Source organism: Tsuneonella sp. HG222 (assembly GCF_053819185.1).
In genome coordinates, this window is record NZ_JBSOQZ010000001.1 from 261536 (window position 1) to 284575 (window position 23040).

30 protein-coding genes are annotated in these 23040 nt (G+C 68.0%); 21 read left to right on the forward strand and 9 right to left on the reverse strand.

Translation table 11 applies throughout. The features are described 5' to 3' along the window. The first annotated feature begins 5 nt into the window (after window positions 1-5). Genes ACWPMZ_RS01190 through gltX form a run of 3 tightly spaced genes read left to right on the forward strand, consistent with a single transcriptional unit; the run spans window position 6 to window position 2248 of the window. Window positions 6-449 (forward strand): hypothetical protein, encoded by a 444-nt coding sequence (locus ACWPMZ_RS01190; protein WP_455702209.1) that lies wholly within the window; start codon window positions 6-8, stop codon window positions 447-449. A 23-nt stretch (window positions 450-472) separates the two neighbouring features. Then, window positions 473-898, forward strand: a complete 426-nt coding sequence (locus ACWPMZ_RS01195; RefSeq protein WP_455702210.1) for a hypothetical protein — start codon at window positions 473-475, stop codon at window positions 896-898. A gap of 21 nt (window positions 899-919) precedes the next feature. Next, on the forward strand, window positions 920-2248 hold the full coding sequence (gltX, locus tag ACWPMZ_RS01200; protein ID WP_455702211.1) for a glutamate--tRNA ligase: 1329 nt from the start codon (window positions 920-922) through the stop codon (window positions 2246-2248). Here the strand turns inward: gltX and pyk are convergent. Then, window positions 2245-3693 carry a pyruvate kinase gene (pyk, locus tag ACWPMZ_RS01205; protein WP_455702212.1) on the reverse strand — a complete coding sequence of 483 codons (1449 nt, stop codon included), beginning with the start codon at window positions 3691-3693 and terminating at the stop codon, window positions 2245-2247. The genes gltX and pyk overlap by 4 nt on opposite strands. 50 nt (window positions 3694-3743) lie before the next feature. Between pyk and ACWPMZ_RS01210 the strand changes: the two genes are divergently transcribed. The 5 genes from ACWPMZ_RS01210 to ACWPMZ_RS01230 all read left to right on the forward strand — a co-directional run bounded on the left by ACWPMZ_RS01210 (window position 3744) and on the right by ACWPMZ_RS01230 (window position 6152). Beyond that, entirely contained in the window at window positions 3744-4046 is a 303-nt protein-coding gene (locus ACWPMZ_RS01210; protein WP_455702213.1) for a DUF1244 domain-containing protein, read from the forward strand. Between the two features lie 85 nt (window positions 4047-4131). After that, entirely contained in the window at window positions 4132-4368 is a 237-nt protein-coding gene (locus ACWPMZ_RS01215; protein WP_455702214.1) for a DUF2312 domain-containing protein, read from the forward strand. 71 nt (window positions 4369-4439) lie between these two features. Continuing rightward, on the forward strand, window positions 4440-5318 hold the full coding sequence (locus ACWPMZ_RS01220) for an SDR family oxidoreductase (protein WP_455702215.1): 879 nt from the start codon (window positions 4440-4442) through the stop codon (window positions 5316-5318). 31 nt (window positions 5319-5349) lie between these two features. Continuing rightward, window positions 5350-5667 (forward strand): heavy metal-binding domain-containing protein, encoded by a 318-nt coding sequence (locus ACWPMZ_RS01225; protein WP_455704148.1) that lies wholly within the window; start codon window positions 5350-5352, stop codon window positions 5665-5667. A gap of 8 nt (window positions 5668-5675) precedes the next feature. After that, window positions 5676-6152, forward strand: coding sequence for an arsinothricin resistance N-acetyltransferase ArsN1 family B (locus tag ACWPMZ_RS01230; protein ID WP_455704149.1), 477 nt, complete (start codon window positions 5676-5678; stop codon window positions 6150-6152). Between the two features lie 69 nt (window positions 6153-6221). Here ACWPMZ_RS01230 and ACWPMZ_RS01235 read toward each other — a convergent pair whose 3' ends face one another. From ACWPMZ_RS01235 to ACWPMZ_RS01245, 3 genes are all read right to left on the reverse strand, one after another. Further along, a complete protein-coding gene (locus tag ACWPMZ_RS01235) occupies window positions 6222-6593 on the reverse strand; it encodes a response regulator (RefSeq protein ID WP_455702216.1) in 372 nt (123 codons plus the stop codon). Between the two features lie 164 nt (window positions 6594-6757). Then, window positions 6758-7777 (reverse strand): sensor histidine kinase, encoded by a 1020-nt coding sequence (locus ACWPMZ_RS01240; RefSeq protein WP_455702217.1) that lies wholly within the window; start codon window positions 7775-7777, stop codon window positions 6758-6760. A 187-nt stretch (window positions 7778-7964) separates the two neighbouring features. After that, window positions 7965-8657, reverse strand: a complete 693-nt coding sequence (locus ACWPMZ_RS01245; RefSeq protein ID WP_455702218.1) for a CPBP family glutamic-type intramembrane protease — start codon at window positions 8655-8657, stop codon at window positions 7965-7967. A 134-nt stretch (window positions 8658-8791) separates the two neighbouring features. On the opposite strand from ACWPMZ_RS01245, the gene ACWPMZ_RS01250 reads away from it, so the two are divergent. The 6 genes from ACWPMZ_RS01250 to ACWPMZ_RS01275 are packed head-to-tail and all read left to right on the forward strand — an operon-like array spanning window position 8792 to window position 11503. Then, window positions 8792-9535: a YebC/PmpR family DNA-binding transcriptional regulator gene (locus tag ACWPMZ_RS01250; RefSeq protein ID WP_455702219.1), complete on the forward strand. Its 744-nt coding sequence runs from the start codon at window positions 8792-8794 to the stop codon at window positions 9533-9535. 24 nt (window positions 9536-9559) lie between these two features. After that, window positions 9560-9976: a GFA family protein gene (locus ACWPMZ_RS01255; RefSeq protein ID WP_455702220.1), complete on the forward strand. Its 417-nt coding sequence runs from the start codon at window positions 9560-9562 to the stop codon at window positions 9974-9976. A gap of 13 nt (window positions 9977-9989) precedes the next feature. Then, window positions 9990-10340 carry a DUF3147 family protein gene (locus tag ACWPMZ_RS01260; RefSeq protein ID WP_455702221.1) on the forward strand — a complete coding sequence of 117 codons (351 nt, stop codon included), beginning with the start codon at window positions 9990-9992 and terminating at the stop codon, window positions 10338-10340. Window positions 10341-10365: 25 nt separating this feature from the next. Beyond that, entirely contained in the window at window positions 10366-10848 is a 483-nt protein-coding gene (gene ruvC / locus ACWPMZ_RS01265) for a crossover junction endodeoxyribonuclease RuvC (protein ID WP_455702222.1), read from the forward strand. After that, the gene (locus ACWPMZ_RS01270) at window positions 10848-11162 is read left to right on the forward strand and encodes an antibiotic biosynthesis monooxygenase family protein (protein WP_455702223.1); all 315 of its coding nucleotides are present in this window, start codon (window positions 10848-10850) and stop codon (window positions 11160-11162) included. The genes ruvC and ACWPMZ_RS01270 overlap by 1 nt, the downstream gene beginning before the upstream one ends. Then, on the forward strand, window positions 11159-11503 hold the full coding sequence (locus ACWPMZ_RS01275) for an arsenate reductase (RefSeq protein ID WP_455702224.1): 345 nt from the start codon (window positions 11159-11161) through the stop codon (window positions 11501-11503). Before ACWPMZ_RS01270 ends, ACWPMZ_RS01275 begins: the two co-directional genes overlap by 4 nt. Before the next feature lie 7 nt (window positions 11504-11510). Here ACWPMZ_RS01275 and ACWPMZ_RS01280 read toward each other — a convergent pair whose 3' ends face one another. The 5 genes from ACWPMZ_RS01280 to ubiG all read right to left on the reverse strand — a co-directional run bounded on the left by ACWPMZ_RS01280 (window position 11511) and on the right by ubiG (window position 16793). Next, on the reverse strand, window positions 11511-12836 hold the full coding sequence (locus tag ACWPMZ_RS01280) for an MFS transporter (protein WP_455702225.1): 1326 nt from the start codon (window positions 12834-12836) through the stop codon (window positions 11511-11513). Window positions 12837-12916: 80 nt separating this feature from the next. After that, window positions 12917-14521, reverse strand: coding sequence for a GMC family oxidoreductase (locus tag ACWPMZ_RS01285; protein ID WP_455702226.1), 1605 nt, complete (start codon window positions 14519-14521; stop codon window positions 12917-12919). After that, window positions 14514-15839 (reverse strand): MFS transporter, encoded by a 1326-nt coding sequence (locus ACWPMZ_RS01290; RefSeq protein ID WP_455702227.1) that lies wholly within the window; start codon window positions 15837-15839, stop codon window positions 14514-14516. The genes ACWPMZ_RS01285 and ACWPMZ_RS01290 overlap by 8 nt, the downstream gene beginning before the upstream one ends. A 46-nt stretch (window positions 15840-15885) precedes the next feature. Next, window positions 15886-16041, reverse strand: a complete 156-nt coding sequence (locus ACWPMZ_RS01295) for a hypothetical protein (protein WP_455702228.1) — start codon at window positions 16039-16041, stop codon at window positions 15886-15888. Beyond that, window positions 16038-16793 carry a bifunctional 2-polyprenyl-6-hydroxyphenol methylase/3-demethylubiquinol 3-O-methyltransferase UbiG gene (gene ubiG, locus ACWPMZ_RS01300; protein ID WP_455702229.1) on the reverse strand — a complete coding sequence of 252 codons (756 nt, stop codon included), beginning with the start codon at window positions 16791-16793 and terminating at the stop codon, window positions 16038-16040. Before ubiG ends, ACWPMZ_RS01295 begins: the two co-directional genes overlap by 4 nt. A 52-nt stretch (window positions 16794-16845) precedes the next feature. Between ubiG and ACWPMZ_RS01305 the strand changes: the two genes are divergently transcribed. The 7 genes from ACWPMZ_RS01305 (at window position 16846) to ACWPMZ_RS01335 (ending at window position 23025) form a co-directional block, all read left to right on the forward strand. Next, a complete protein-coding gene (locus ACWPMZ_RS01305) occupies window positions 16846-18105 on the forward strand; it encodes an aspartate kinase (protein ID WP_455702230.1) in 1260 nt (419 codons plus the stop codon). Window positions 18106-18140: 35 nt separating this feature from the next. Continuing rightward, entirely contained in the window at window positions 18141-18830 is a 690-nt protein-coding gene (locus ACWPMZ_RS01310) for a TonB family protein (RefSeq protein WP_455702231.1), read from the forward strand. A 169-nt stretch (window positions 18831-18999) separates the two neighbouring features. Then, entirely contained in the window at window positions 19000-19575 is a 576-nt protein-coding gene (locus ACWPMZ_RS01315; RefSeq protein ID WP_455702232.1) for a hypothetical protein, read from the forward strand. A 50-nt stretch (window positions 19576-19625) separates the two neighbouring features. After that, window positions 19626-20951: a L,D-transpeptidase scaffold domain-containing protein gene (locus ACWPMZ_RS01320; protein ID WP_455702233.1), complete on the forward strand. Its 1326-nt coding sequence runs from the start codon at window positions 19626-19628 to the stop codon at window positions 20949-20951. A gap of 77 nt (window positions 20952-21028) precedes the next feature. After that, window positions 21029-21523 (forward strand): hydroxyquinol 1,2-dioxygenase, encoded by a 495-nt coding sequence (locus ACWPMZ_RS01325; RefSeq protein ID WP_455702234.1) that lies wholly within the window; start codon window positions 21029-21031, stop codon window positions 21521-21523. Between the two features lie 11 nt (window positions 21524-21534). Beyond that, window positions 21535-22524 (forward strand): hydroxyquinol 1,2-dioxygenase, encoded by a 990-nt coding sequence (locus ACWPMZ_RS01330; protein WP_455702235.1) that lies wholly within the window; start codon window positions 21535-21537, stop codon window positions 22522-22524. 12 nt (window positions 22525-22536) lie between these two features. Continuing rightward, a complete protein-coding gene (locus ACWPMZ_RS01335; protein WP_455702236.1) occupies window positions 22537-23025 on the forward strand; it encodes a RidA family protein in 489 nt (162 codons plus the stop codon). Window positions 23026-23040 lie beyond the last annotated feature (15 nt).

The window sequence follows — 23040 nt, forward strand, 5'->3', positions numbered from 1 at the left end:
GGCCGATGCGTACAACCAGTGCCCTGGCGTTGTTGTTGACTCTCGCGGGATGCGACCGGTCTCCCGAGCCTGCGCCGATTCTCGACGCGGTGACCGGCTCGACCCCGGCCGGGGAGCCCGTCGCACCCTCGGAGAGCCTGGCGGGCGAATTTCGGGTGGCCGGCGTCGGCGGGAACGAGATCAACCTGCCCTACGCGATCACGGCAAGCGTTTCGGCCGATCGCATCCATCTCGTCGCCGACTGCGTGAACCTGGCCTGGGCCTATCGTTTCGAGGACGGAAAACTTGCTACCGAGCGGGTCGCCGTCGAGGGATGCGGCAGGGGGCTGACGATGGAAGAGGAGGCGCTGGCCGCCGCGTTCGACGGGGCCGACAAGGTCAGCCGGCTGCCCTCGGGTGCCTACGAGATAACTGGGCGCGGACCATCGGCAATGCTGTTCACGCAATGAGCCCCACGCGCTAGAAGGTGCGAATGAAGCGCTTCATTGCCCCTGTCATGCTGCTGCTGAGCGCCTGCCAGCAAGGCGAACAGCCTGCCCCTCAGCCAAGCGTCTCGCCCGAGCCGCCGCAGCCCGTTGCCTCGCTGGTCGGCGACTACGAGGTGGTGGACGTCGACGAGCGCGGGTTCGCGCCGACCAACGCGGTCATCCTGCACATCGACGACGCGCGGATAGATTTCGCCAACTGCCAGCGCATCGGCTGGGCCTACACGCTGGACGACGGCAAGCTGGAAACCGAACGCGCGCCCCCGCCGGGCGAACCTTGCCCCGACAAGCTGGACGTGCGCGTGCTGCAGATGGTCAGCGCCGTCGATGCGCTCGAGAAGGCCGAGCGCCTGCCCGACGGCCGGATCAAGCTTACCGGCGCGCTGCGCAGCGTCACGCTGGCCTCGGACTGAGCGGTTCGCTAGGGGCGGCGGATGACCGTCGTCACCCGTTTCGCCCCGTCGCCCACGGGCCACCTGCATGTCGGCAACCTGCGCACGGCTCTGCACAACTGGTTGCTGGCCAGGAAAGTGGGCGGCCGCTTCCTGCTGCGGATCGACGATACCGATGCCGAGCGCAGCCGCGAGGATTACGTCACGGCGATCCGCGCCGACCTCGCGTGGCTCGGGCTCGAGCCCGACGGCGAGGAACGCCAGTCGCAGCGGCTGGACCTGTATAGCGAGGCGTTCGATCGGCTGCGCGAAGCCGGCCGGGTCTATCCGTGCTGGGAAACCGCGCAGGAGCTCGAACTCAAGCGAAAGGTCCTGCTCGGCCGCGGACTGCCGCCGATCTACGACCGCAGCGCGCTGCAGCTAAGCGAGGACGAACGCGCCGCGAAGTTCGAGGCGGGCGAGGCGCCGCACTGGCGTTTCAAGCTCGACCATGCCGAGCCGATCACGTGGGACGACGGCATCCGCGGGCCGCAGCATTTCGATCCAGCCACTCTCAGCGACCCGGTCATCCGCCGGGCGGATGGGTCGTGGCTCTACATGCTGCCGAGCGCCATCGACGACATTGCCATGGGCGTGACCGACGTGCTCCGCGGGGAGGACCACGTTTCCAACACAGCCTCGCAAATTCAAATGTTTACCGCACTTCATGCTGCACCCCCGCGTTTCGCGCACGAAGCGCTGCTGGTGGGCAGCGAGGGTAAGCTGTCCAAGCGTCTCGGCTCGCTCAGTTGCGATGCCCTGCGCGAGCGCGGGATCGAGCCGCAGGCGCTGACCGCCCTGCTTGCGCGGCTCGGCACCTCGCTGCCGGTCGAGCCGATCGCCGATCGCCAGGTGCTCATCGACAGCTTCGACCTCGCGGCGTTCGGGCGCGCTCCGGCACGGTTCGACGAGGCTGAGCTCGAACTGCTCAATGCGGCGATCCTTCACCAGATGGACTTCGCCGAAGTGGAGCCGCGGCTGCCCGCCGGAATGTCCCGCGAAGGGTGGGAGGCGATCCGGCCGAACCTGTCGCACCTGGCCGAGGCCACCGACTGGTGGCAGGTGGTGACCGGGCCGGTGGACGTGCCCGATCTCTCGGAAGAGGACCGCGCCTATGTCGCCGATGCTGCAGCCATGCTGCAGTGGAGCGCCGACCCTTGGCATGGCCTGACCGATGCCCTCAAGGCCGCGACCGGGCGCAAGGGCAAGGCGCTGTTCCTGCCGCTGCGGCTGGCGCTTACCGGGCGTGCGTCGGGCCCCGACATGGGCGCGCTGCTGCCGTTGATCGGCGAGGCCGAGGTGCGCGCGCGGCTGGCGCGCGCGGCGGGTTAGCCGTCCTTCAGCTCGTTACCGCTCAGGCTGACGACATGCAGCAGGTTGGTTGCGCCCGACCGCCCGAACGGAACGCCCGCGACCATGATCAGCCGCGATCCGGCCTGGCCGAACCCGTTGCGCAGCGACATGCGCTTGCCCTTGGCGACCATCTCCTCGAAGCTTCCGATGTCGCGCGTGTGCACCGGGTGCGCGCCCCATAGCAGCGCCACGCGCCGCGCGGTGCGGGTCGAGGGGGTCAGGACCATCAGCGGCGTCTGCGGCCGTTCGCGTGCCACGCGCCGGGCCGTCGATCCGCTGTCGGTGAAGACGACGACGGCGGCGATCGGCAGCGTGGCGGCGATGGTCATGCAGGCATGGCTGATCGCGTCGGCCGTGGTGCCTTCGGGGATCGTGTCGTGGAAGTGGATGCGCCCGGCGTAGCTCTCGTCGCTTTCGACCTTGGCGGCGATGCGATCCATCACCGTCACCGCTTCCTCCGGCCACATGCCGGCGGCTGTTTCGGCGCTCAGCATGACCGCGTCGGCCCCGTCGTAGACCGCGTTGGCCACGTCTGAGACCTCGGCGCGGGTCGGGGCCGGGCTCTCGATCATCGATTCGAGCATCTGCGTCGCCACGATCACCGGCTTGCCCAGGCTGCGCGCGGCATAGACGATGCGCTTCTGCAAAGGCGGCACGTCTTCGGGGTTGAGCTCGACGCCCAGATCGCCGCGCGCGACCATCACCGCGTCGGCCAGCTCGAGGATCTCGTCGAGCCGGCTGACCGCCATCGGCTTTTCGATCTTGGCGCACAGCGCGGCCTTCGTGCCGATCAGTTCGCGCGCCTCGGCGATGTCGGCCGGGCGCTGGACGAAGCTGAGCGCGATCCAGTCCGCCCCCTGCTCGATCGCGAAGGTCAGGTCGCGCCGGTCCTTTTCGGTGAGAGCCGGGATCGGCACCTCGGCATCGGGCACGTTCACGCCCTTGCGGTCGGAGATGACCCCGCCGATCTCGGCCGTGGTGACGATGGTCTGCTGCGTGGCGCTTTCCACCCGCAGGCGGATCTTGCCGTCGTTGATCAGCAGGCGCTGGCCCTTGGTGAGCAGGCCGAACAGCTCGGGGTGGGGCAATTGCACGCGGGTTTCGTCGCCCGGCGCGTCGCTCCGGTCGAGCGTGAAGCGCGCGCCGTGGGTGATGCGTGCCTCGCCGCCCCGAAACGCGCCCACCCGCAGCTTGGGACCCTGAAGGTCGGCCAGGATGGCGATCGGCCGGCCCAGTTCCTTCTCCAGCCCGCGGATCGCCTTGACCACCTTGGCGTGATCCTCGTGCTTGCCGTGGCTCATGTTCAGCCGGAAAGCGTCGACTCCGGCGCGCACCAGGCGGCGCAGCATGTCGGGATCGTTGCTGGCCGGGCCGACAGTGGCGAGGATCTTGACCTTGCGTTCGCGGGGCTTGAGCTTTGTCATTGCGCCGCGCGTATGACATGGCGGGGCGACAAGACAAGGACGCACTTGCCATGACCGACCAGCTCGACGACCTTCCCGACGATGTCGCCGCCGCCGCTTTCCGCCGGCTGGTGCGCCATCTGCGCCACCGCCACGATGCCGAGAACATCGACCTGATGGGCCTGGCCGGATTCTGCCGCAACTGCCTGGCCGACTGGATTCGCGATGCCGGCTACGAGGGCGACAAGGACGCCGCGCGCGAGCTGATCCACGGCATGCCCGGGGCCGAATGGAAGGCCACCCGCCAGGGCGAGGCGACGCCCGAGCAGATCGCCCGGATGGAAGCGAGCATGGCGCGCAACCAGGGCACCTGAGGAAAAGTTTTCCACCCGGTTCACCCGCTCCGGCCGGGTCGCTATCAGCGCGGCAACCGATTCTGACATCACCGGAGCTACCCCAATGGCCAACGCCACCGATGACCGCCTGCGCCTCCTGATCGAACGCGTCGAACGCCTCGAGGAAGAGAAGAAGGGCATCGCCGACGACATCCGCGACGTCTACGCCGAGGCCAAGGCGGTGGGCTACGACGCCAAGATCATGCGCCAGATCGTGCGCCTCAGGAAGATGAAGCCCGACGACCGGGCGGAGATGGAAGCCATCCTCGATACCTACAAGGCGGCGCTCGGCCTCGGCTGAGGCGCACGCGCGGCAGGCCGAAGGAACGCGCCGCTTTTCAAGCGGTTGGTTGCGGTGAAAGGAGTTCACCGATGACCAGCGATACCCAGACCGTCGAAAGGGCCTTCGTCGAGGAAACGGGCGAAGAGCCCCGGATGCCGGGCCACGAAACCCAGCTCGATCGCAAGCCCAGGTGGGAGCCGCGCTATCCCGGCTCCGGCCGGCTGGACGGCAAAGTCGCAATCGTGACCGGCGGCGACAGCGGCATCGGCCGGGCGACCGCCGTGCTGTTCGCGCGCGAGGGCGCGAAGGTGGCGATCGCCTATCTCGAGGAAGACGACGACGCGCGGATTACAGCCGACGCGATCGAGCAGGAAGGCTCCGAGGCGCTGCTGCATCGGGGCGACCTGGGCGATCCCGAGGTCGGTAAGGCGCTTGTCGACAAGGTGATCGGCAAGTGGGGCCGGCTCGACGTACTGGTCAACAATGCCGGCGAGCAGCATCCCGACAAGGACATCACCGACATCACCGTGGAACAGCTGCAGCGCACGTTCCAGAGCAACATCTTCTCGATGTTCTACCTCGTCCAGGCCGCCCGGCCGCATCTCAAGAAGGGCGCCGCGATCGTCAACTGCACCAGCGTGACGATGTACCAGGGCAGCAAGGAACTGCTCGATTACTCCAGCACCAAGGGCGCGATCACCGCCTTCACCCGCTCGCTGAGCGAGAACCTGATCGGCGAGGGCATCCGTGTCAACGCGGTGGCGCCGGGGCCGATCTGGACCCCGCTCAACCCGATGGGCGGGTCGAGCCCGGAAAAGATGGAACACTTTGGCGAGAACACCCCGATGGGCCGCCCCGGCGAACCCAACGAGGTGGCGCCGGCATTCCTCTTCCTCGCCTGCGAGGATTCGAGCTATATGTCCGGCCAGGTGCTGCACCCGAACGGAGGAACCATCGTCAATGGCTAGCCACAGCCCCTGGGGCCGCAATCCCACCGGCATGATCGTGACCACCACCAACGGCATCGAAGGCCGGCCGGTGAAGGACTACTACGGCATCGTCACCGGCGAGGTCATCGTGGGCGCGAACCTGTTCCGCGACATCTTCGCCTCGGTCACCGACTTGCTGGGCGGGCGCTCTGGCCAGTACGAGGAGGTGCTCGGCCGTGCGCGCACCCAGGCGATCGAGGAGATGTGCGACCAGTGCCGCGCGCTGGGCGGCAACGCGGTGATCGGTTGCGACATCGACTACGAGGTGATCGGCAAGACCGGATCGATGCTGATGGTCAGCGTCAGCGGCACCGCGGTGCTCGTCTGACGGGCGGTATCCGGCCCGCGACCCCGGCCGATGCCGCGCGGTGCGCGGCGATCTACGCGCCGTTCGTGCTGGATACCTGGATCAGTTTCGAGCTTGAGCCGCCGACGGCCGAGGAGATGGCCCGCCGTATCGCCGAGTACGGCGCGAGCCACGCCTGGCTGGTAGCCGAGGCGGAGGGCGCCGTGGCGGGATATGCCTATGCCTCCCCCCACCGCAGCCGCGCCGCTTATGCCAGCAGTTGCGATGTGGCGGTCTATGTCGACCCAGCCTACGGGCGGCGGGGCATCGGCCGCGCGCTCTATGCCGCGTTGCTGGGGCGGCTAGCCGGCCGCTATCACGCCGCCTTCGCCGGTATTGCGCTCCCCAACGCGGCCAGCATCGGCCTGCACGAGGCGATGGGCTTCACCCACCTTGGCACCTACCGCGAAGTCGGCTGGAAACTCGGTGCCTGGCGCGACGTCGGATGGTGGCAACGGCTGATCTAGCGAGCAGCGCACAAAGCCTGCTTGCCCGAAATGCCGGGCCTCGGCATGCCTCACCGCCAACCGCGACGATCAGTCGATGGGGATGTGTCGGTACGGGTTCGCGACTGCGCCTTTGACGGCTCCCTCGAGCTGGGCCCGCGAAAAAGGCTTCCCGACGACGAAGGCATTCGGCAGCTTCTCCCGCACTTCGGGTCCGCTGCCGGTCACGAAGACCACAGGGATCGCCTTGTCGGAGCAAATCGTCTGCACCGCTTCGGTACCCGTACCATTGGTTATGCGGTGATCGGCCACGATCAGGTCGGGGCATTGGCTCGTGGCAGCCTCGACCGCCTCGTTCATTGACGTGGCGAGGGCGAACGTCGCGTAACCGAATTCTCGTAGGGTGTCTTCGACGGCGAGAGCGAGCAGGAGCTCGTCTTCGATGATGAGCGCGTGAAACAAGGTTCGATCTCCGGTGAGGGCAGGAACGCTGTTTCTCGGCAGAAAAATCGCTCGGGCGGTTCAGGTAACCATGCAACCAAAGCTTCGCGGGACGGGGTTGTTCCGACGGGAAGCGCGCAGGTCGGCGTTATGAGCCCCTTTCCGGGGCGGGAAGGCGACGGAATTTATCGATGGATGATGGATACCAGGCAGCCCGGATGGGCATCGGTCACTTCCACCGTGGCGGATAATTGGGCGGCGAGCGCATTGACGATGCCGGTTCCAAGCCCGGGCTTCGCGTTCGAGTGATCGCCCTGAATGCCGATCCCGTCGTCGGCGACGGTCAGTGTCCATGCGCTGCCGGTCGATGTGAAGCCGATCCTGATCACACCCTTCGCGTCATCCGGATAGGCGTGCTTGAGCGAGTTGATCACCAGTTCGGTGACGATCAGACCCATGCTGACGGACCGGTCCGCGGTCGTCTCGCTGTCGTCGGCCGTGACGGTCAGGGTCAGCATGGCAGGGTCGGGGATCATCGACGCGCCGATGCTGGCGCAAAGGTCCGTGAAATAGGCCCGCAGCGACACCTTGCCCGTGGCGGTCGAGGCCAGTTGGCGTTGCAGGGTGGCGACCGACATCACGCGGTGATGGGCATCGCGCAGGTAATGGCGCGTCTCCTCCGACTGGGCAGTTCGCACGCGTTGCATCAGAACGCTGGCGATGATCTGGAGGCTGTTGGCTACGCGATGGTTCAGTTCCTGGACCAGTATGTGCTTGTCCCGCACCAGCGCCTCGTTGGCGAGCCGCGCGGCCCGGGCCTCGGTTACGTCGGAGATCGCCACCACGAGGCGGAGCGCCTCATCGTCGTTGTGATCGAGGACATGAGCATGGATGAGCAGTTGGCGGACGGGCTGACCGTCTGCCTTCAAGTCCATTTCGTAAGCGTCGATAGCAGCGCTTCCGGCGGCGGTAGCAGACAGCAGCGATCGCAACTGGGGGATATCCCACTCGCCGTTGCCGAGTGCGAACAGGTCCTTGCCGACCACGCTCTCGCAATCGATGCCGAAGCTATTGCAAAACGAATTGCTGGCGGCGGTTACCACAAGCTGATCGCTCAGCAGGATCAGGGGGGTGCTGGACGTTACCACGAGCGCCATCCCCAGGCTGCTCGCCGTTTCCGGTTTCAGGGGCGTAAAGAATTCCATGGCCGAAGCCTTCGGAAGCCGGAGACTGACGGGAGTGAAAGCCTTCCCCGGCGCCCGCTCGAAGATCGAATCCGCCGGCGAGCACGGAAGAACTTACGGTACTACCACAGCCTGGGAAGGGCATCCATGAAGTTCGCGACTTTATTTGAAGCGGCGTTGGCTTCCTCTTCCGCAAGGGCCGCCCGCCTTAGCTCGCGCTGCTCATCCCCCACAGCACCAGCCCGATGAACAGCGAGTTGTGCGCTGCGTGGAACGCGGTGTTGGCCCAGACGCCGAAGTGGACCCGCACGTAGCCCAGTATCAGGCCGAGCAGCAGTTGCGGCAGGGTCAGCGGCAGCAGGAACAGCGCGTTGCCTTCGGTGAAGTTGGACAGGTGGATGCCGGCGAAGGCCAGCGCGCTGCCCCAGTAGAACCAGCGAAAGTGACGGGCGAAGAAGGCCATCGGCGGGCGCCCGCGTTTCCGCCACAGCAGCCACAGCGTCAGCACCAGCCCGGCCGCCCCGGTGGCGACGGCGGCGTAGGGCCCGCCAAGGCCGGCGGCAAACGCGGTCAGCGGGGCGAACAGCAGGACCAGCAGGCAGGCACCCACGTGCCCGGGGCGCCCGGACAGCCAGCTGCGGAAGATCAGCTCCTCGCCCACCGGCGCGCCGATCAGGATGAACAGCAGCAGCAGCGGAGTGAACTCGAGCGCATCGAGCATGTGCGCCGGCATCTGGAACCCCGCCGCCTCCGCCGCGAGGGCGAGGCAGATGAGACCCGTCATCAGCGCCAGGTCGAGCAGGAACAGCTTGCCGAGCACCGGGAAGGTCGCCGTGCGGACGCCAGTCACCCGGGCGGGCACCTGCGGCCGGCGCACGAAGGTGCCGAAGCGCTTCCACACCCCGGCCCTGTCCAGTGTGCTGTCCGGGGCTGGTGCGCTATCTGGCAAACCCTCGTCGCGAAGGCTTGTCGGCTCGCCTGTCATAAGTCTATTGCGCCCCTCACAACTCCCGACATTCCCGGCAGAACGAGACAATGGCAGGCCATTCCAAATTCAAAAACATCATGCACCGCAAGGGAGCGCAGGACAAGAAGCGCTCCGCGATGTTCTCCAAGCTGAGCCGCGAGATCACCGTGGCCGCCAAGCTGGGCACGCCCGATCCCGACATGAACCCGCGCCTGCGGCTGGCCGTGAACAACGCCAAGGCGCTCTCGATGCCCAAGGACAACATCCAGCGCGCGATCGACAAGGCGAGCAAGGGCGACGAGGATAACTACGAGGAAATCCGCTACGAAGGCTACGGCCCGGGCGGCGTGGCGCTGATCGTCGAGGCGCTGACCGACAACCGCAACCGCACCGCGACCAACATCCGCACCGCCTTCAGCAAGAACGGCGGCAACCTGGGCGCCAGCGGCGCGGTGAGCCACGGGTTCGAGCGCAAGGGCCTGATCGAATACCCGGCGAGCGTGGGCAACGAGGAGAAGGTGCTCGAAGCCGCGATCGAGGCCGGGGCGGACGACGTCGAAAGCACCGAGGACGGCCACACCATCTGGACCGACATGGAGGCGCTGCACGAGGTATCCAAGGCGCTCGAGGCGGCGCTTGGCGAGGCCGAGAGCGTCAAGCTGGCGTGGAAGCCCAATCTGACGGTCGACGTGCCCGAAGGCGATGCGCAGACGCTGTTCAAGCTGATCGACGCGCTCGACGACGACGACGACGTGCAGACCGTCTGGGGCAACTACGAGGTCTCCGACGAGGTGATGGAAAAGCTGGGCTGAGGCCCGGCACGCGCAGGGGTGGCGATGGGCAAGACGACGTATCGCGGCAGCTGTCACTGCAAGGCGGTGACGTTCGAGGCCGATCTCGACCTTTCGCGCGGCACGGCGAAATGCAACTGCACGTTCTGCTGGAAGCAGAGAAGCTGGGTCCAGGGTCAGCTCGACGCCGACGATTTCCGCTTGCTGAGCGGTGAAGACGCGCTGGGCGACTACAGCCGTTCGGGCGACTGGGGCGAGGGCCATCACCGCTTCTGCACCCGCTGCGGAATCGCCACGCACAGCCATGGCGTGATCACCAGCATGGGCGGTTCCTTCCTGACGGTGAAGCTGGCTGCGCTCGACGACCTGCCCACCGAAGTGCTGCTGGCTGCTCCCGTCACCTACCAGGACGGGCTGCACGACAACTGGCTGAATCCACCCGCCGAAACCCGCCAGCTTTGACCGCGCCGCGCTGATGTGGACCGTCATCGCCAAGGCGCTGCTCGCAGGGGCGATGATCGCGGCGATTGCCGAGATCGGCCGGCGCCTGCCGGCGACCGCGGCGATCGTCGCCTCGCTGCCGCTGGTCTCGGTGCTCGGCATGATCTTCCTGTGGCACGCCAGGCCCGATGCGGAGAACATGGCGGTGCATGCCCAGGCCACGTTCTGGTACGTCCTGCCCAGCCTGCCGATGTTCCTGCTGATCCCGCTGCTGCTCAGGAACGGGGTCGGTTTTTGGCTCGCGCTGGCCGCGGGCTGTGCGCTGACGGTGGGCCTCTATCTGTTGATGATGCACCTGGGCCCGCGGCTCGGCCTGCGGCTGTGAGCGCGGTCCTGTACTTGATTGGCCCATGCTGATCCTCGGCCTCGATCCCTCGCTCTCCTGCACCGGCTGGGGGCTGGTGCGCAGCGAAGGGGCGCGGTTGTCGCACGTTGCGAACGGCCAGGTGCCGACTGATCCCAAGGCGCCGATGGCCGAGCGGCTGCACCACCTGCACGATGCCGTGGCGGCGCTGATCGCCACCTACACGCCCGACCGCGCGGCGGTGGAGGAGGTGTTCCTCAACAAGAACCCGCAATCGACGCTGAAGCTCGCGCAGGCGCGGGGTGCGGTCCTGGCCGCGTGCGGGCGGGCCGGGGTGCCGGTGGCCGAACACGCGGCCCGGCTGGTGAAGAAGGCCGTCGTCGGCACCGGGGGGGCGGAGAAGGCGCAGGTCCAGGCGATGTTGAAGGTGCTGCTGCCCGGCGCCAGGGTGGAAGGTGCGGACGCCGCCGACGCGCTGGCCGTCGCGATCGCCGATGCGCATCTCGGCCGGGGTCTGGGGGCTCGCTGATGTACCTGGTCGTCTTCCGCAACCGCAAGCGCGCCGACATGGACGAGGCCGCCTATGCCGCCGACGCTGCGGCGATGGAGGCGCTCGCCGCGCGCCAGCCCGGGTACATCTCGTTCAAGTCCTACACCGCCGCCGATGGTGAGGTGGTGGCAATCAGCGAATGGGAAAGCCGCGAGGCTGCTCGCGCATGGGGCCGGCTGGAAGACCACGTCGGCGTGCAGAACAGGGGGCGGGCGGATTACTACGCCGAATACACTCTGTTCGGCTGCGAAACCCCGCAGATCAAGCGCTTCATCGACAAGGATCGCGCATGATCGAGGTCTACGGCATCCCCAATTGCGACACGGTCAAGAAGGCGCGCGCCTGGCTGGGCGAGCGGGGCATCGCCTACACCTTCCACGACTACAAGAAGGAGGGCGCCGACCCGGAGAGGCTGGCCGGTTGGGTCGCTGCCGTGAGCTGGGAAGCGGTGCTCAACCGGCGCGGCACGACCTTCCGCAAACTGCCCGAAAGCGAGCGCGAAGGCCTCGACCCGGCACGTGCCGCCAGCTTGATGCAGGCCCATCCCTCGGCGATCAGGCGCCCGATCGTCGAGTACCCGGGCGGGATGCTGGTCGGCTTCGATCCGGCGGAATGGACTTCCGCGCTGGCCTGAGCCGCGGTCAGTCGACCAGCGGCACAGGCTCCACCTCGATGTGCCGACCGCCGATGCGCAGGAACAGCAGGATCACGATGCTGGTGACGAACAGACCGATCGCGACCGTCATCACGCTGGCCAGCGCGGCCGTGCCGCCCAGCACTGCGAACAGCGTGGCGCCCAGCGACACGGGCAGGTTCGAGATCGAGTTGTAGATCGTGAACTGAGTGGCCGCGACGCGCGGATCGCTCAGCTGCATCCGCAGCGGATTGGTCGTGATGCTCGAAAGCGTCGTGCACAGCGAATAGAACGCATACATGCCCAGGAACACCGCGGTGATCTGCCAGAATTCCCGGCCCAGCATGATGAACGCCGCAACCGTTGCGAGACCTGCAAAGCTGACCATGGCCGACCGCTTGGCGCCCAGCCGCAGCGTCAGGAAGCTGCCGACCGCGATCGCGGTGAGCGAAACGACGAGATCGACGGTCGAAACCGTCGCGGAATAGGTCGCTTCGTTGAACGGATTGAGCAGCATGGTCGTCGCAAGGATGGGGAACAGCGGGGTGAGAATGCCGCCCGCCGTTCGATATCCGACCGCCGAAGCCACGTAGACTAGGCTGTCGCGCTTGAAGAGCGACTTGAACGTCACCGCCAGGATCGGCAGCCAGGCGCCCACATGCCGGTCGAGGTTGACCTGCGAGGTCTGGCCGTGGCTCCACGGAAAGCGCTTTTCCCCCGGGCGTTCGCGCAGGATGATGGCATAGGCCATCAGCAGGACGATGACCGGCAGATAGGCGAGGAAGGCGATCTGGCTGCCGTAGGCGAACAGCAGGAAGCCCGCGGCCGCGCCGGAGACAGCGGTACCGGTCGCCTGGCCGCCGAACATGAAGGAGCTTGCCGGGCCCTGTTCGCGTTCGGGCAGGATGTCGACCGCCAGGCCGTCGACCGCCACGTCCTGGATCGCCGACCCTGCGCCGAGCAGGAAGGTAATCGCCACCAGCACCTGGATGTCGCCGACGCCGGGCGCGGTGAACGCGGCGATCGCATAGCCGGCCAGCATCAGCCCGAACGCCAGGATGAGCCAGGCCCTGCGCCGCCCCATGGGCAAGTATGAGTAGCGGTCCATCAGGGCCGCCGGGGCCCACTTGAAGCTCCAGGGAAGATAGGCGGTGGCGACGATCGCCGCCACGTCGGCATCGGGCGCTCCGTTGGCGGCGAGCCAGGCTGGCATGGCCACCGTGGCGATGCCGAGCGGCAGGCCCTGGCCGAAATAGAGGATAAAGAAGCTTATGTACCGAAGGATCTTGTTCTCGGACAGGATCAGCGATCGTCCGGCTGTGGCTTCGGTCATGCGCTATTTCCCCAGATTGGTCCCCGGCGCGCACCCTACGGCGCGGCGGACAGTTTGCAAATGTTACTTGTTTGCGACGCTCACCTGTTCGCAAGCTGAACGAGATCGGCACACTTCTCGCCGATCATGATCGTGGGCGCGTTGGTGTTGCCGCGGATGAGCTGCGGCATCGAACTGGCGTCGGCCACCCGCAGCGCATCGATCCCGCGCACCCGCAGTTCCGCGTCGAGCACGGCGTCCGGGCCGGTGCCCATCGCGCAGGTGCAGGCCGGGTGGCCGCCGCTGATGATCGTCTGGTCCATCCAGGCGTCGAGCGCCGCATCGTCCGCTGCCTCGGCGCCCGGGGCGATCTCGGCGGCGACGGTCGCTGCGCCCGGCTCGGTCGCAAAGAAGCTGCGCATCAGCCGCATCGCGGCGCGCAGCCGGTCCCGGTCGCCCGGATCGGCCAGGAAATTGAGCAGGATCTTCGGCGGCGCGGCGGGGTCGGAGGAGCCGAGCGTAACCTGGCCGCGGCTGGCAGGGTTGAGGAGCACGCACCCGGCGGTCAGTTGATGACCCATGCCCTTGCGCCACCCCGGGAACCAGGTGCGGGCCATGTAGCTGGTATGGCTGACCTGAAACTGCAGGTCCGGTCGGTCCTGGCCGGGCCCCGAGCGGACGAAGCCCTGCGCGGTGAGCGGGCTCTGCGCGGGCGTGCCCTTGCCGGTCAGGGCCCAGCGCACGACGTTGGCGGCAAGCCGGTCGAGGCGCAGTTCGCGCTCGAAGGTGTTGGGCTGCCTGGCCGCCCAGATCGTCACCGCGATCGGATGGTCCTGCAGGTTCCCCCCCACGCCGGGCAGGTCGCGCAGCACCTCGATACCGTGTTCCTTGAGGTGGGCGGCGGGTCCGATGCCGCTCAGCATCAGCAGCTGCGGCGAGTGGAACGCCCCGCCGCACAGGATCACCTCGCGCCGCGCGCGCAGGGTCCTGGTCTGCCCGTGGTGATGAAATTCGACGCCCACGGCCCTGTCGTCTTCTACCAGAACGCGCGTCGCCGGCGCATCACTGACGAGCGTGAAGTTGCGCCGATGGCGGATCGGGTCGATGTAGGCGCGCGCCGTGCTGTCGCGGTGGCCCTTTCGGATCGTGCAATCGGGAATGCCGAACCCTTCGGGCTCGGGCACGGCGAAGTCCGGCTCCTGCCCATACCCGAGCGCTTCGCCAGCGGCGAACATCGCCGGGGTCAGTTCGGGATGCGGCAGCATCGGGGTGACCGAGAGCGGCCCGTCGCCGCCGTGGATCGCGCTCGCCCCGCGCCAGTTGGCTTCCGACTTGCGGAAATAGGGCAGCACGTCGTCATAGCCCCAGCCCGGCAGGCCCATGTCGCGCCAGCCGTCGTAGTCCGCGCGGTGGCCGCGGATGTACATCGTGCCGTTGATCGAGCTCGACCCGCCCAGCAGCTTGCCGCGCGGCAGGGGCTGCGGCCGGCCGCCCAGGTGCGGGTCGGGCTCGCTCATCAGGTTCCAGCCCCAGCGCGGATCGGCGGCGACCGGCATCCAGGCCAGCGGCATGCGGATCATCGCGCTGTCGGCATCGGGCCCGGCCTCGAGCAGCGCGACCGTGGCGGCCGGGTCCTCGCTCAGGCGCGCGGCGACGACGCAGCCGGCGCTGCCCGCGCCGACGACGATGTAGTCGACTTCATTCATGCAGGATCGCCTGGGGGACGGGAGCCGGGACCCGGCGCCCGATCCGCAGCAGGAGGATGAAGACGATGCCCAGCGCGTAGAGCCCGGCCATCGTCCACAGGATGAAGGACAGCGCCGCAAGCCCGCCCATCGCGGCGAACAGCGCGGCCCCGCCGGACAGCGGGAAGTTGCCGAGCGAGTTGTAGACCGTCATCTGCGTCGCGCCGACCTTCGATTCCGACAGCGCCATGCGGATCGACTGCTGCCCCATCTGCCGCATCGGGCTGAACGAGCCGTCGCCGATCATCAGCGCGGTGAACGCCGCGGCGGTGGTGAAGGCGAGCGGGGAGAAGCCCGCGACCGCGGCGACCGCGGCCTGCCCCAGCACCATGGCCGCCAGCAGGTTGCGGGCACCGAAGCGCGGCGCCAGCCAGCCCATCAGCAGGATGCCGATGCCCGTGGCGGGCAGGGCGATGCCCGAACTGAGCGCGGTGTAGCCCGCCGCGTCGAACCCGGCGAGGTTCGTCGCATAGAGGGTCCACATCGGGGTGCTCATCCCCGCGGCCAGTCCGACCGCGACGACCGAGGCGATGTAGATCAGGCTGTCGCGCTTGACGATCTGGCGCAGCACCTCGCCCATCAGCGGCAGCCAGCGCTCGGGCTTGGAGTGCAGCGCGTCGGGCGAGGCTTCGCCCGGGCTCCACGGCCAGCGCCGCTCGCCCGGCCGCTCGCGCACCAGCACGGCGAAGACGGTGACCAGCGCGATCACCGGCAGGAAGGCGAGGAAGGTCACCTGCGGCCCGTAGTACTGCAGCAGGTATCCGGCCGCCGCGCCGCTGGCCGCCATGCTGATGATCGCCGAGCCGAAGGTGTAGGCGCCGGCAGGGCCTTCTTCCCCTTCCTGCAGCAGGTCGACCGCGAGCCCGTCGGCCGCGACGTCCTGGATCGCCGTCGCCCCCGAGACCAGGAAGGTAATGGCCACCAGCACCGCGGTGTCGTTCGGCCCGGGGGCGATCACCGCGGCGGCGATCCAGGCTAGGGTCATGACGGCCTGGGCGCCGATCAGCCAAGGCCGGCGCTTGCCCATCGGCAGAAAGCCGTAGCGGTCGACGAGCGGGCCGATGAGGAACTTGAAGCTGGGCGCCAGGTAGGCCGCCGCCACCAGCGAGGCGACCGTTTCGGCCGAGGCTCCGCTCGCCGCCGCCCAGGCGGGAATGCCGATGATGGTCACGCCCGCCGGCACGCCCTGCGAAACGTAGAACAGCGCCAGCGTGACATAGCGCAGGAAGCGGCTTTCGCTCAGGACCAGGCGCGCCTGAGCTGCTTCGGTGGCGGCCAATCTCGTTCTCCCCGGTTCGGCCCCGGGATGCCGCGTTATCGGCCGCCTAGCAAGCCCGGCGGTAGCGCGCGACGGTAGCGGCCTCGGCATTGTCGAGCGCGGCCGCAAGATTGCGCAACAGGCCGACCTCTGCCTTCTCGCCGGCGCGCATGGCCGCCTTCAGGTCCTTCCGCAGCCGCGCCTTGAGGGCATCCACGCTCATGCGCGGCGGGCGGTGACGATGTAGTTGAGCGAAAGATCGTCGGCCAGATGCAGGCCCTTCATCGGCGAGAACGCAATCCCGCGCACCGGCCCCATCGCGAGCCCGGCGTCTGCCAGCAAACCCTTGAGCTCGTCCGGCGTGACGAAATCCTCCCAGTGGTGCGTGCCGCGCGGCACCATGCCGACAGCCTCGGCCGCGCCGACCAGAAGCAGGCGAGACGCCGCCGTGCGATTGGGGGTCGACAGGACCATCAGGCCGCCCGGCGAAAGGTGTGTCGCGAGCGCGGCGACGAAGGCGCCCTTGTCGGCGACATGCTCGATCACTTCCATCGCGGTGACGAGGTCGAACCGGCCAAGCTCGAGCGAGCCGAGCTCGCCGGCGCGATAGTCGATCGCCAGGCCGGCCCCCGCCGCGTGGGCCTGGGCCGCGGCGACGTTCTCGGCCGCCGCATCCACCCCGGTCACCGCGGCGCCGAGCCGCGCCAGGGGCTCGCACAGCAGGCCCGCGCCGCAGCCGACGTCGAGTGCGCGCTTCCCGGCGAGAGGTTTCAGGCTCTCCACATCGCCGCCCCAGTGCAGGTCGATCGCCTCGCGCAGAAAGGCGAGCCGCACCGGGTTGAGGCGGTGGAGCATCGCCGAAGAGCCCTTCGGGTCCCACCAGTCCGCCGCCAGCGCGCCGAAGTGCGCCGCCTCGGACGGGCGGATGGTCGTGCCGCCCATTTTGGTTGCATGGGTTACAGTTGCATCGGACATATCCCGCTCCTAACAGCGCGCCGAACGTATCGCCAGCAGGGGAACAACGCGCGTGGCCCGCATCGTGATGAAATTCGGCGGCACATCGATGGCCGGGACCGAGCGCATCCGCCGCGTGGCGAGCATCGTGCGCAAGCAGCAGGCCGCCGGGCACGAGGTGGCCGTGGTCGTTTCGGCGATGGCGGGCGAGACCGATCGCCTCGTCACCTTCTGCCGCGAGGCCAATCCGCTCTACGACCCGGCCGAGTACGACGTGGTCGTGGCCAGCGGCGAGCAGGTGACCAGCGGGCTGCTGGCGCTCACCCTGCAGTCGATGGGCTGCAAGGCCCGTTCGTGGCTCGGCTGGCAGCTGCCGATCCACACGTTCGACACCTATTCCAAGGCCCGCGTCGGCGAGATCGACGCCGAACGGCTGACCGCTTCCATGGCCGCCGGCGAGATCGCCGTGATCCCCGGCTTCCAGGGCCTGAGCAGCGAAGGGCGGGTCACCACTCTGGGCCGCGGCGGGTCGGACACCTCGGCTGTCGCCGTGGCCGCCGCCATCGGGGCCGACCGGTGCGACATCTACACCGACGTCGATGGGGTCTACACCACCGACCCGCGCATCGTCGCCCGCGCCCGCAAGCTGAGCCACGTGACCTACGAGGAAATGCTCGAGCTGGCCTCGGTCGGCGCAAAGGTGCTGCAGACCCGTTCGGTTGGCCTGGCGATGAAGAAGAACGTGCGCGTTCAGGTGCTTTCGAGCTTTATCGACGACGATGCGCCGCCGGCCGACGACCTGCCCGGCACGATGATCGTCTCGGACGAGGAAATGGAGACTCTCGACATGGAACGCCAGCTCGTGACCGGCATCGCCCACGACAAGAATGAGGCGCGCATCGTGCTGACGCGGGTGCCCGACAAGCCGGGCGCCGTCGCCAACATTTTCGCGCCCCTGGGCGACGCGTCGATCAACGTCGACATGATCATCCAGAACGTCGGCCGCGAGAAGGGCGAGACCGACGTGACCTTCACCGTGCCCCAGGCCGATCTCGCGCGCGCGCAGGCCCTGCTGGAGGACAAGAAGGACACGATCGGCTTCAACCGCGTGATCACCGACAGCAAGGTCGCCAAGATTAGCGTCGTCGGCGTGGGCATGAAGAGCCATGCCGGCGTCGCCGCGACCATGTTCAAGGCGCTGGCCGACCGCGGGATCAACATCCAGGCGATCAGCACCAGCGAGATCAAGGTCTCGGTGCTGATCGACGAGGACGAGACCGAGCTGGCCGTCCGCGTGCTCCACACCGCCTACGGGCTCGACGCGGCGGACTGAGCGGACCCCAGCGGCCGGCCGCGCATTGATGCGGGGTGGCTGACAGACGCACTCGCATCCTGGGTTTCATCGGCGCGGCCGGGGCCAATGCGCTGATCCTTGCCGCGCTTCTCACGCTGCAGGGCTCGAACGAGGTGAGCGACGAGCAACCGGACCTTGTCGCGATCGTCCCCGCGTCCCCTCCGCCGCCTTCCCCGCCGCCCCCGCCCGACAACGTCGAGGACGGCGCGGCCGCGCCGCCGAGCCGCGGCGATACCGCCGAACCTGCGCAGCCGGAGCCGCCGCGACCATTGCCGGTCCCGCAGCCGGTCCCGCCCGCGCCCGATGCCGGCGCAGGCGCGGCGAGCGGTGAGGGCACGGCAGCCGGTTCTGGCGCCGGGACCGGCGGACAGGGCAGCGGCAGCGGTGCGGGAAGCGGAGGGGCTGGGCGCGGCAGCGGGACGGTGACGCCGCCCGTCCGCATAGCCGGGGCCCTGACGGACGGCGATTACCGCCGTGCCAATGCGCCCCGAGGGGCCAGGGGGACGGTCTCAATTGCCCTGTTGGTTTCGGCCAGCGGCACTGTCGAGCGCTGCACGATCGAACGATCGAGCGGTTATGCGTCGCTCGACCAGACAACGTGCAGCTTGGTGACCCAGCGTTTTCGCTTTCGCCCTGCGCGCGATGCACAGGGGCAACCAATTGCCTGGTCGGTGCGGACGGACTTTACCTGGGTGCCGCGCTGAAAATCCCGACGATTCGTCCCTGAAATTGAACGTGTTCCACGTTTCGACCCGTATTTGGCCGGAACCGCCACGGCGAGCGCCCGTTACGGGGCCAGAGGCCAAGACGTGCAGGCCCCAATTCAGGGACGCTGGCGTGGCCGCCGCAAGATCTTTTCGAAGGAGAAATGTGATGAACAAGGTTCTCGTAAGTGTGCTTGCCGCCGCCAGCCTGCCGCTGGCCGCCTGCAGCAGCTATCCCAGCGACGACACGCTGGCCTCGGCCGGAACCGGCGCCGCCATCGGCGGTGCGCTGGGCGCGGGCGCCGGTGCGGCGATTGGCGGTCTGGGCGTACTCGAAGGCGCGGCCATCGGCGCTGCCGTCGGCGGACTTGCCGGCGCCGTCTGGTCGGATCGCAACAACGACGGCCGGGCCGACGGTTACGTCTACAACGGCCAGTACTACGAAGGCGCCCCGGCCGGGTACCAGGCGGCCTCGACCCGCTCGTGCCCCTCGGTCGGCGGCACGGCACTGCGGACCGGCGCTGCCGGTGCGGCCGTTGGTGCGGGCGCTGGCGCGCTGATCGGCGGCCTCGGCGTGCTCGAAGGCGCGGCGATTGGTGCGGCCGTTGGCGGTCTTGCCGGCGCGGTCTGGGCCGACAGCAACAACGACGGCTGTGCCGACGGTTATGTCCGCGAAGGGCAGTACTACTCGGGCGCCCCGGTCGTGCAGCCGATCCCGGCCGGTTACACCGGCGAACGCGGCTGATCGACCGCTTCGTTCATCGGCGAAGCAGAGATGGGATGCTAAGAAGCAGCATGTTCCGTTCACTGACGATGGCGGCGGCAGTGGCACTTCTCGTGCCGCTGCCGTCCGCAGCACAGGCCCAATCGGCCGCAGGGATGGCCGCGAGCCAGGACCTGCGCAAGGAAATCGGCAAGCGGGCCGACAAGGACCTTCGGGGCTTCTATGCCGCGCGCGGCAACGCCCCGATCTGGCTCGACGCGGCCGGCCGGCCGACCGGCGCCGCGACTCTCCTGCTCTACCGCCTGCGCACGGCCGAGTTCGACGGACTCGACCCGCGCAAGATCGGCGACAGGAAGCTCGCGAGCCTCGTCGAGCGCGCCCTGCGCGGCGACGAGGACGACCAGGCGCGGGCCGAAGTATCACTGTCCGCGGCCTTTGCCGACTACGTTCGCGGGATGCGCGCCGGCCCCTCGCTGCCGATGATCTACGAAAGCGAAGCGCTCAAGCCTGCCATACCTTCGCGCTTCCATGCGCTGCAGGCCGCTGCCGCCGTGCCCTCGCTCGAGAGCTACATCGACGACATGGGCTGGATGCACCCGTACTACGCTCCCCTGCGCAAGGCGATGGAGGATCCCACCTACAGCTCCGCCCAGCGCCGGCAGATCTGGACCAATCTGGCCCGTGCCAGGGCGATCCCCGCGATGAACCAGGGCAGGTACGTTCTGGTCGACACCGCCAGCGCGCGCTTGTGGATGTACGAGAACGGCCGGCCGGTCGATTCGATGAAGGTCGTGGTCGGCAAGCCCGATCAGCAGACCCCGGCGATGGCCGGCTTCATCCGCCATGCCATCCACAGCCCCTACTGGAACGTGCCCGACGACCTGGTCCGCACGAACATCGCGGCCAACGTTCTCGACCAGGGGCAGAAATACCTCTCCTCGCGCGGCTACCAGGTGCTCGACGGGTGGACCGCCGATGCCAAGGTGATCGATCCCAAGACGGTCGACTGGCTGGCGGTGCACGAGGGCCTGCGCAACGTGCACGTGCGCCAGTTGCCGGGCGGCGACAACTTCATGGGCGCGGTGAAGTTCGAATTCCCCAATCCGCAGGGCATCTACCTGCATGACACGCCCGACCTTCACCTGATGAAGGAAAGCGCGCGGCAACTGTCTTCCGGCTGCGTGCGCCTCGAGGATGCGGGACGGATGCACAAGTGGCTGCTGGGAACCGCGCTGCCCAAGCGGGGGAAGAAGACCCAGCCCGAACAGCAGGTCAACCTGGCCGAGCCTGTGCCGATCTACATCACCTACCTCACCGTCCAGCCGGGGCAGGGCGAACTCGCCTTCCTCGACGATCCCTATGCGCGCGACACCCAGGTGAGGGTCGCCGCCAATTAGGTTGCCCTAGGCGAGCGGGGTGATACTCTTTCCGTGCCGCGGCGAAGAATCGCCGGGCGCACGGGAGAGCATCGCGCATGGCATATCGCACGAAGGTCGGCAGTCTCGACGATTACGAGAAGGGTTCGATCCGTCTCAACGACGACCTGAAGAAATACGCCTTCTCGAACATCTACGAAGTCGCCGGGCATAGCGCCCCGTTCGAGCGCGTGGCCGTGGTGCAGAACCTCGAATACGTGGCCGAGGCCGTCCGCATCGAAGGCGACGGTCCATGGTACGCCGCCCCGCACGACGAGTTCGCGATCGTCATGGACGGCGAGGTAACCTTCAACTTCATCAAGCTGGCCGACGACCAGGTGCCGAGCCACGAGGGCGGGGCGGTGCAGCTGGGCGGCGAGCCCAACGGCCCGCGCATGGGCCGGGTCACCGCGCGCCGGGGCCACCAGGTCCTGCTGCCGCACGGCGCGGCTTACCAGTTCACCTCGTCCGGCAAGCCGGCCGTGGCGCTCGTCCAGACGGTGGACGGGCCGGTCACGGTCAAGCGCTGGAACGAGATCTGCGAAACCAACTGAGGAGAGCCGAGATGGATGCCCCTGCACAGACCATCGTCGCCACCGGCACCGACGAGGCGACCGGCTACACCAGCTACCGCCTGGGCGGCTTCGAATTCCGCCGCGACGAATACTTCGCCCACATCGAATGGCCCAGGGGCAGCCACATCATCGAGATCGACCGCTTCCTGCGCGCCATGGTGCGCGACATCGGCTGGGGCTTCTTCTACGGCTGGATCTTCTTCGACGACATCTTCGGCACGACCAATCACTACGGCACGGTCGACGTGTTCGCAGGCAGCTACGACGCGGGCTACAAGGCGCAGGGCATCGACCACCTCGAAACCTTCCCCGCCGACGTCGTCTCCGAAGCGTTCACCACGATCAGCAAGAACTGGATCTCCGAAGGCTACGATCCGCTCAACGCCCCGCTCGAGACCGGCACCCCGATCGGGCCCAAGGGCAAGGAGAAGGACGGCGAACTGCTGCGCAGCTTCATCGCCGCCGATCGGATGCTCGGCCTGCCGGGCGACAAGATGATCCGCACCGAGGACGACGGGTTCTCGATCAACCGGGCCTTCGCCGATCTCGAGTACGACAAGCCGGAGATCGAGACCGAGGAAGGCTTCGAGGGCCAGCTCCACGCGATCAACCTGTTCGATCACATCGCCCGCAGCGACATCACCTGGAACCCGTCGATCAGCGCGGTGACGCGCGGCAACATCTGCTGCGTGACCTCCGAAGAGCACATGCTCCCGGTGATCCACGGCAACGACCGGAACGAGTGGTTCATCCAGCTGACCGACGAGATCCACTGGAACATCGCCGACAAGAACACCGGCAGCCCGCGCGGCAAGATCGTGATGAAGGCAGGCGACGTCTGCGCCATGCCGGCCGACATCCGCCACCAGGGGTTCGCGCCCAAGCGTTCGATGCTGATGGTGCTGGAGAACGGCACGCCGGGCCTGGAGAAGCGCTACGCCAGCGGCGAGCTGAAGCCCTATCCGGTGGACTTCGGCTGATCGGGGATTCGTTTGCCCGGACCTGACGCCCGGCTGACCGAACTCGGCATTGTCCTGCCCGCGCCGCTCGCGCTGCCGGCCGGGATGGTCCTGCCCTTTCCGTGGGTCAACGTGCGCGGGGAGCGGGCGTGGATCTCGGGCCATGGACCGCAGGAGGAAGACGGTTCGCCCGCCGGACCGTTCGGTGCACTGGGCGACACGGTCGGCGTGGAGCAGGGCTACGCTTCGGCGCGCAAGGCCGGGCTCTCGATGCTCGGCAGCCTGCAGCGCAGCCTCGGCTCGCTCGACCGGATATCCGGCTGGTGCCGGGTCCACGGGATGATCAACTGCAAGCCCGGCTTTACCGATACGCCTGCCGTGCTCAACGGCTTCACCGACCTGATCGTCGAGGTGTTCGGCGCAGAGGTGGGCGCCCATGCGCGCACGGCGGTGGGCGTCGCGGGTCTGCCGCTCAACTTTCCGATCGAAATAGAGGCCGAAGTGCTACTGCACCCGGCCTGATTCACTTGCCCAGAG

What these genes read in the sequence shown, in the direction of transcription:
- ACWPMZ_RS01215 (WP_455702214.1), top strand. Translation starts at nt 4,132, where the DNA reads ATGGCCAACGCCACCGATGACCGCCTGCGCCTCCTGATCGAACGCGTC.
- ACWPMZ_RS01240 (WP_455702217.1), bottom strand. Translation starts at nt 7,777, where the DNA reads ATGGAATTCTTTACGCCCCTGAAACCGGAAACGGCGAGCAGCCTGGGG.
- ACWPMZ_RS01315 (WP_455702232.1), top strand. Translation starts at nt 19,000, where the DNA reads ATGAACAAGGTTCTCGTAAGTGTGCTTGCCGCCGCCAGCCTGCCGCTG.
- ACWPMZ_RS01280 (WP_455702225.1), bottom strand. Translation starts at nt 12,836, where the DNA reads ATGACCGAAGCCACAGCCGGACGATCGCTGATCCTGTCCGAGAACAAG.
- ACWPMZ_RS01220 (WP_455702215.1), top strand. Translation starts at nt 4,440, where the DNA reads ATGACCAGCGATACCCAGACCGTCGAAAGGGCCTTCGTCGAGGAAACG.
- ACWPMZ_RS01250 (WP_455702219.1), top strand. Translation starts at nt 8,792, where the DNA reads ATGGCAGGCCATTCCAAATTCAAAAACATCATGCACCGCAAGGGAGCG.
- ACWPMZ_RS01210 (WP_455702213.1), top strand. Translation starts at nt 3,744, where the DNA reads ATGACCGACCAGCTCGACGACCTTCCCGACGATGTCGCCGCCGCCGCT.
- ACWPMZ_RS01260 (WP_455702221.1), top strand. Translation starts at nt 9,990, where the DNA reads ATGTGGACCGTCATCGCCAAGGCGCTGCTCGCAGGGGCGATGATCGCG.
- ACWPMZ_RS01195 (WP_455702210.1), top strand. Translation starts at nt 473, where the DNA reads ATGAAGCGCTTCATTGCCCCTGTCATGCTGCTGCTGAGCGCCTGCCAG.
- ACWPMZ_RS01275 (WP_455702224.1), top strand. Translation starts at nt 11,159, where the DNA reads ATGATCGAGGTCTACGGCATCCCCAATTGCGACACGGTCAAGAAGGCG.
- gltX (WP_455702211.1), top strand. Translation starts at nt 920, where the DNA reads ATGACCGTCGTCACCCGTTTCGCCCCGTCGCCCACGGGCCACCTGCAT.
- ACWPMZ_RS01320 (WP_455702233.1), top strand. Translation starts at nt 19,626, where the DNA reads ATGTTCCGTTCACTGACGATGGCGGCGGCAGTGGCACTTCTCGTGCCG.
- ACWPMZ_RS01255 (WP_455702220.1), top strand. Translation starts at nt 9,560, where the DNA reads ATGGGCAAGACGACGTATCGCGGCAGCTGTCACTGCAAGGCGGTGACG.
- ACWPMZ_RS01190 (WP_455702209.1), top strand. Translation starts at nt 6, where the DNA reads ATGCGTACAACCAGTGCCCTGGCGTTGTTGTTGACTCTCGCGGGATGC.
- ACWPMZ_RS01325 (WP_455702234.1), top strand. Translation starts at nt 21,029, where the DNA reads ATGGCATATCGCACGAAGGTCGGCAGTCTCGACGATTACGAGAAGGGT.
- pyk (WP_455702212.1), bottom strand. Translation starts at nt 3,693, where the DNA reads ATGACAAAGCTCAAGCCCCGCGAACGCAAGGTCAAGATCCTCGCCACT.
- ruvC (WP_455702222.1), top strand. Translation starts at nt 10,366, where the DNA reads ATGCTGATCCTCGGCCTCGATCCCTCGCTCTCCTGCACCGGCTGGGGG.
- ACWPMZ_RS01270 (WP_455702223.1), top strand. Translation starts at nt 10,848, where the DNA reads ATGTACCTGGTCGTCTTCCGCAACCGCAAGCGCGCCGACATGGACGAG.
- ACWPMZ_RS01330 (WP_455702235.1), top strand. Translation starts at nt 21,535, where the DNA reads ATGGATGCCCCTGCACAGACCATCGTCGCCACCGGCACCGACGAGGCG.
- ubiG (WP_455702229.1), bottom strand. Translation starts at nt 16,793, where the DNA reads ATGTCCGATGCAACTGTAACCCATGCAACCAAAATGGGCGGCACGACC.
- ACWPMZ_RS01285 (WP_455702226.1), bottom strand. Translation starts at nt 14,521, where the DNA reads ATGAATGAAGTCGACTACATCGTCGTCGGCGCGGGCAGCGCCGGCTGC.
- ACWPMZ_RS01295 (WP_455702228.1), bottom strand. Translation starts at nt 16,041, where the DNA reads ATGAGCGTGGATGCCCTCAAGGCGCGGCTGCGGAAGGACCTGAAGGCG.
- ACWPMZ_RS01225 (WP_455704148.1), top strand. Translation starts at nt 5,350, where the DNA reads ATGATCGTGACCACCACCAACGGCATCGAAGGCCGGCCGGTGAAGGAC.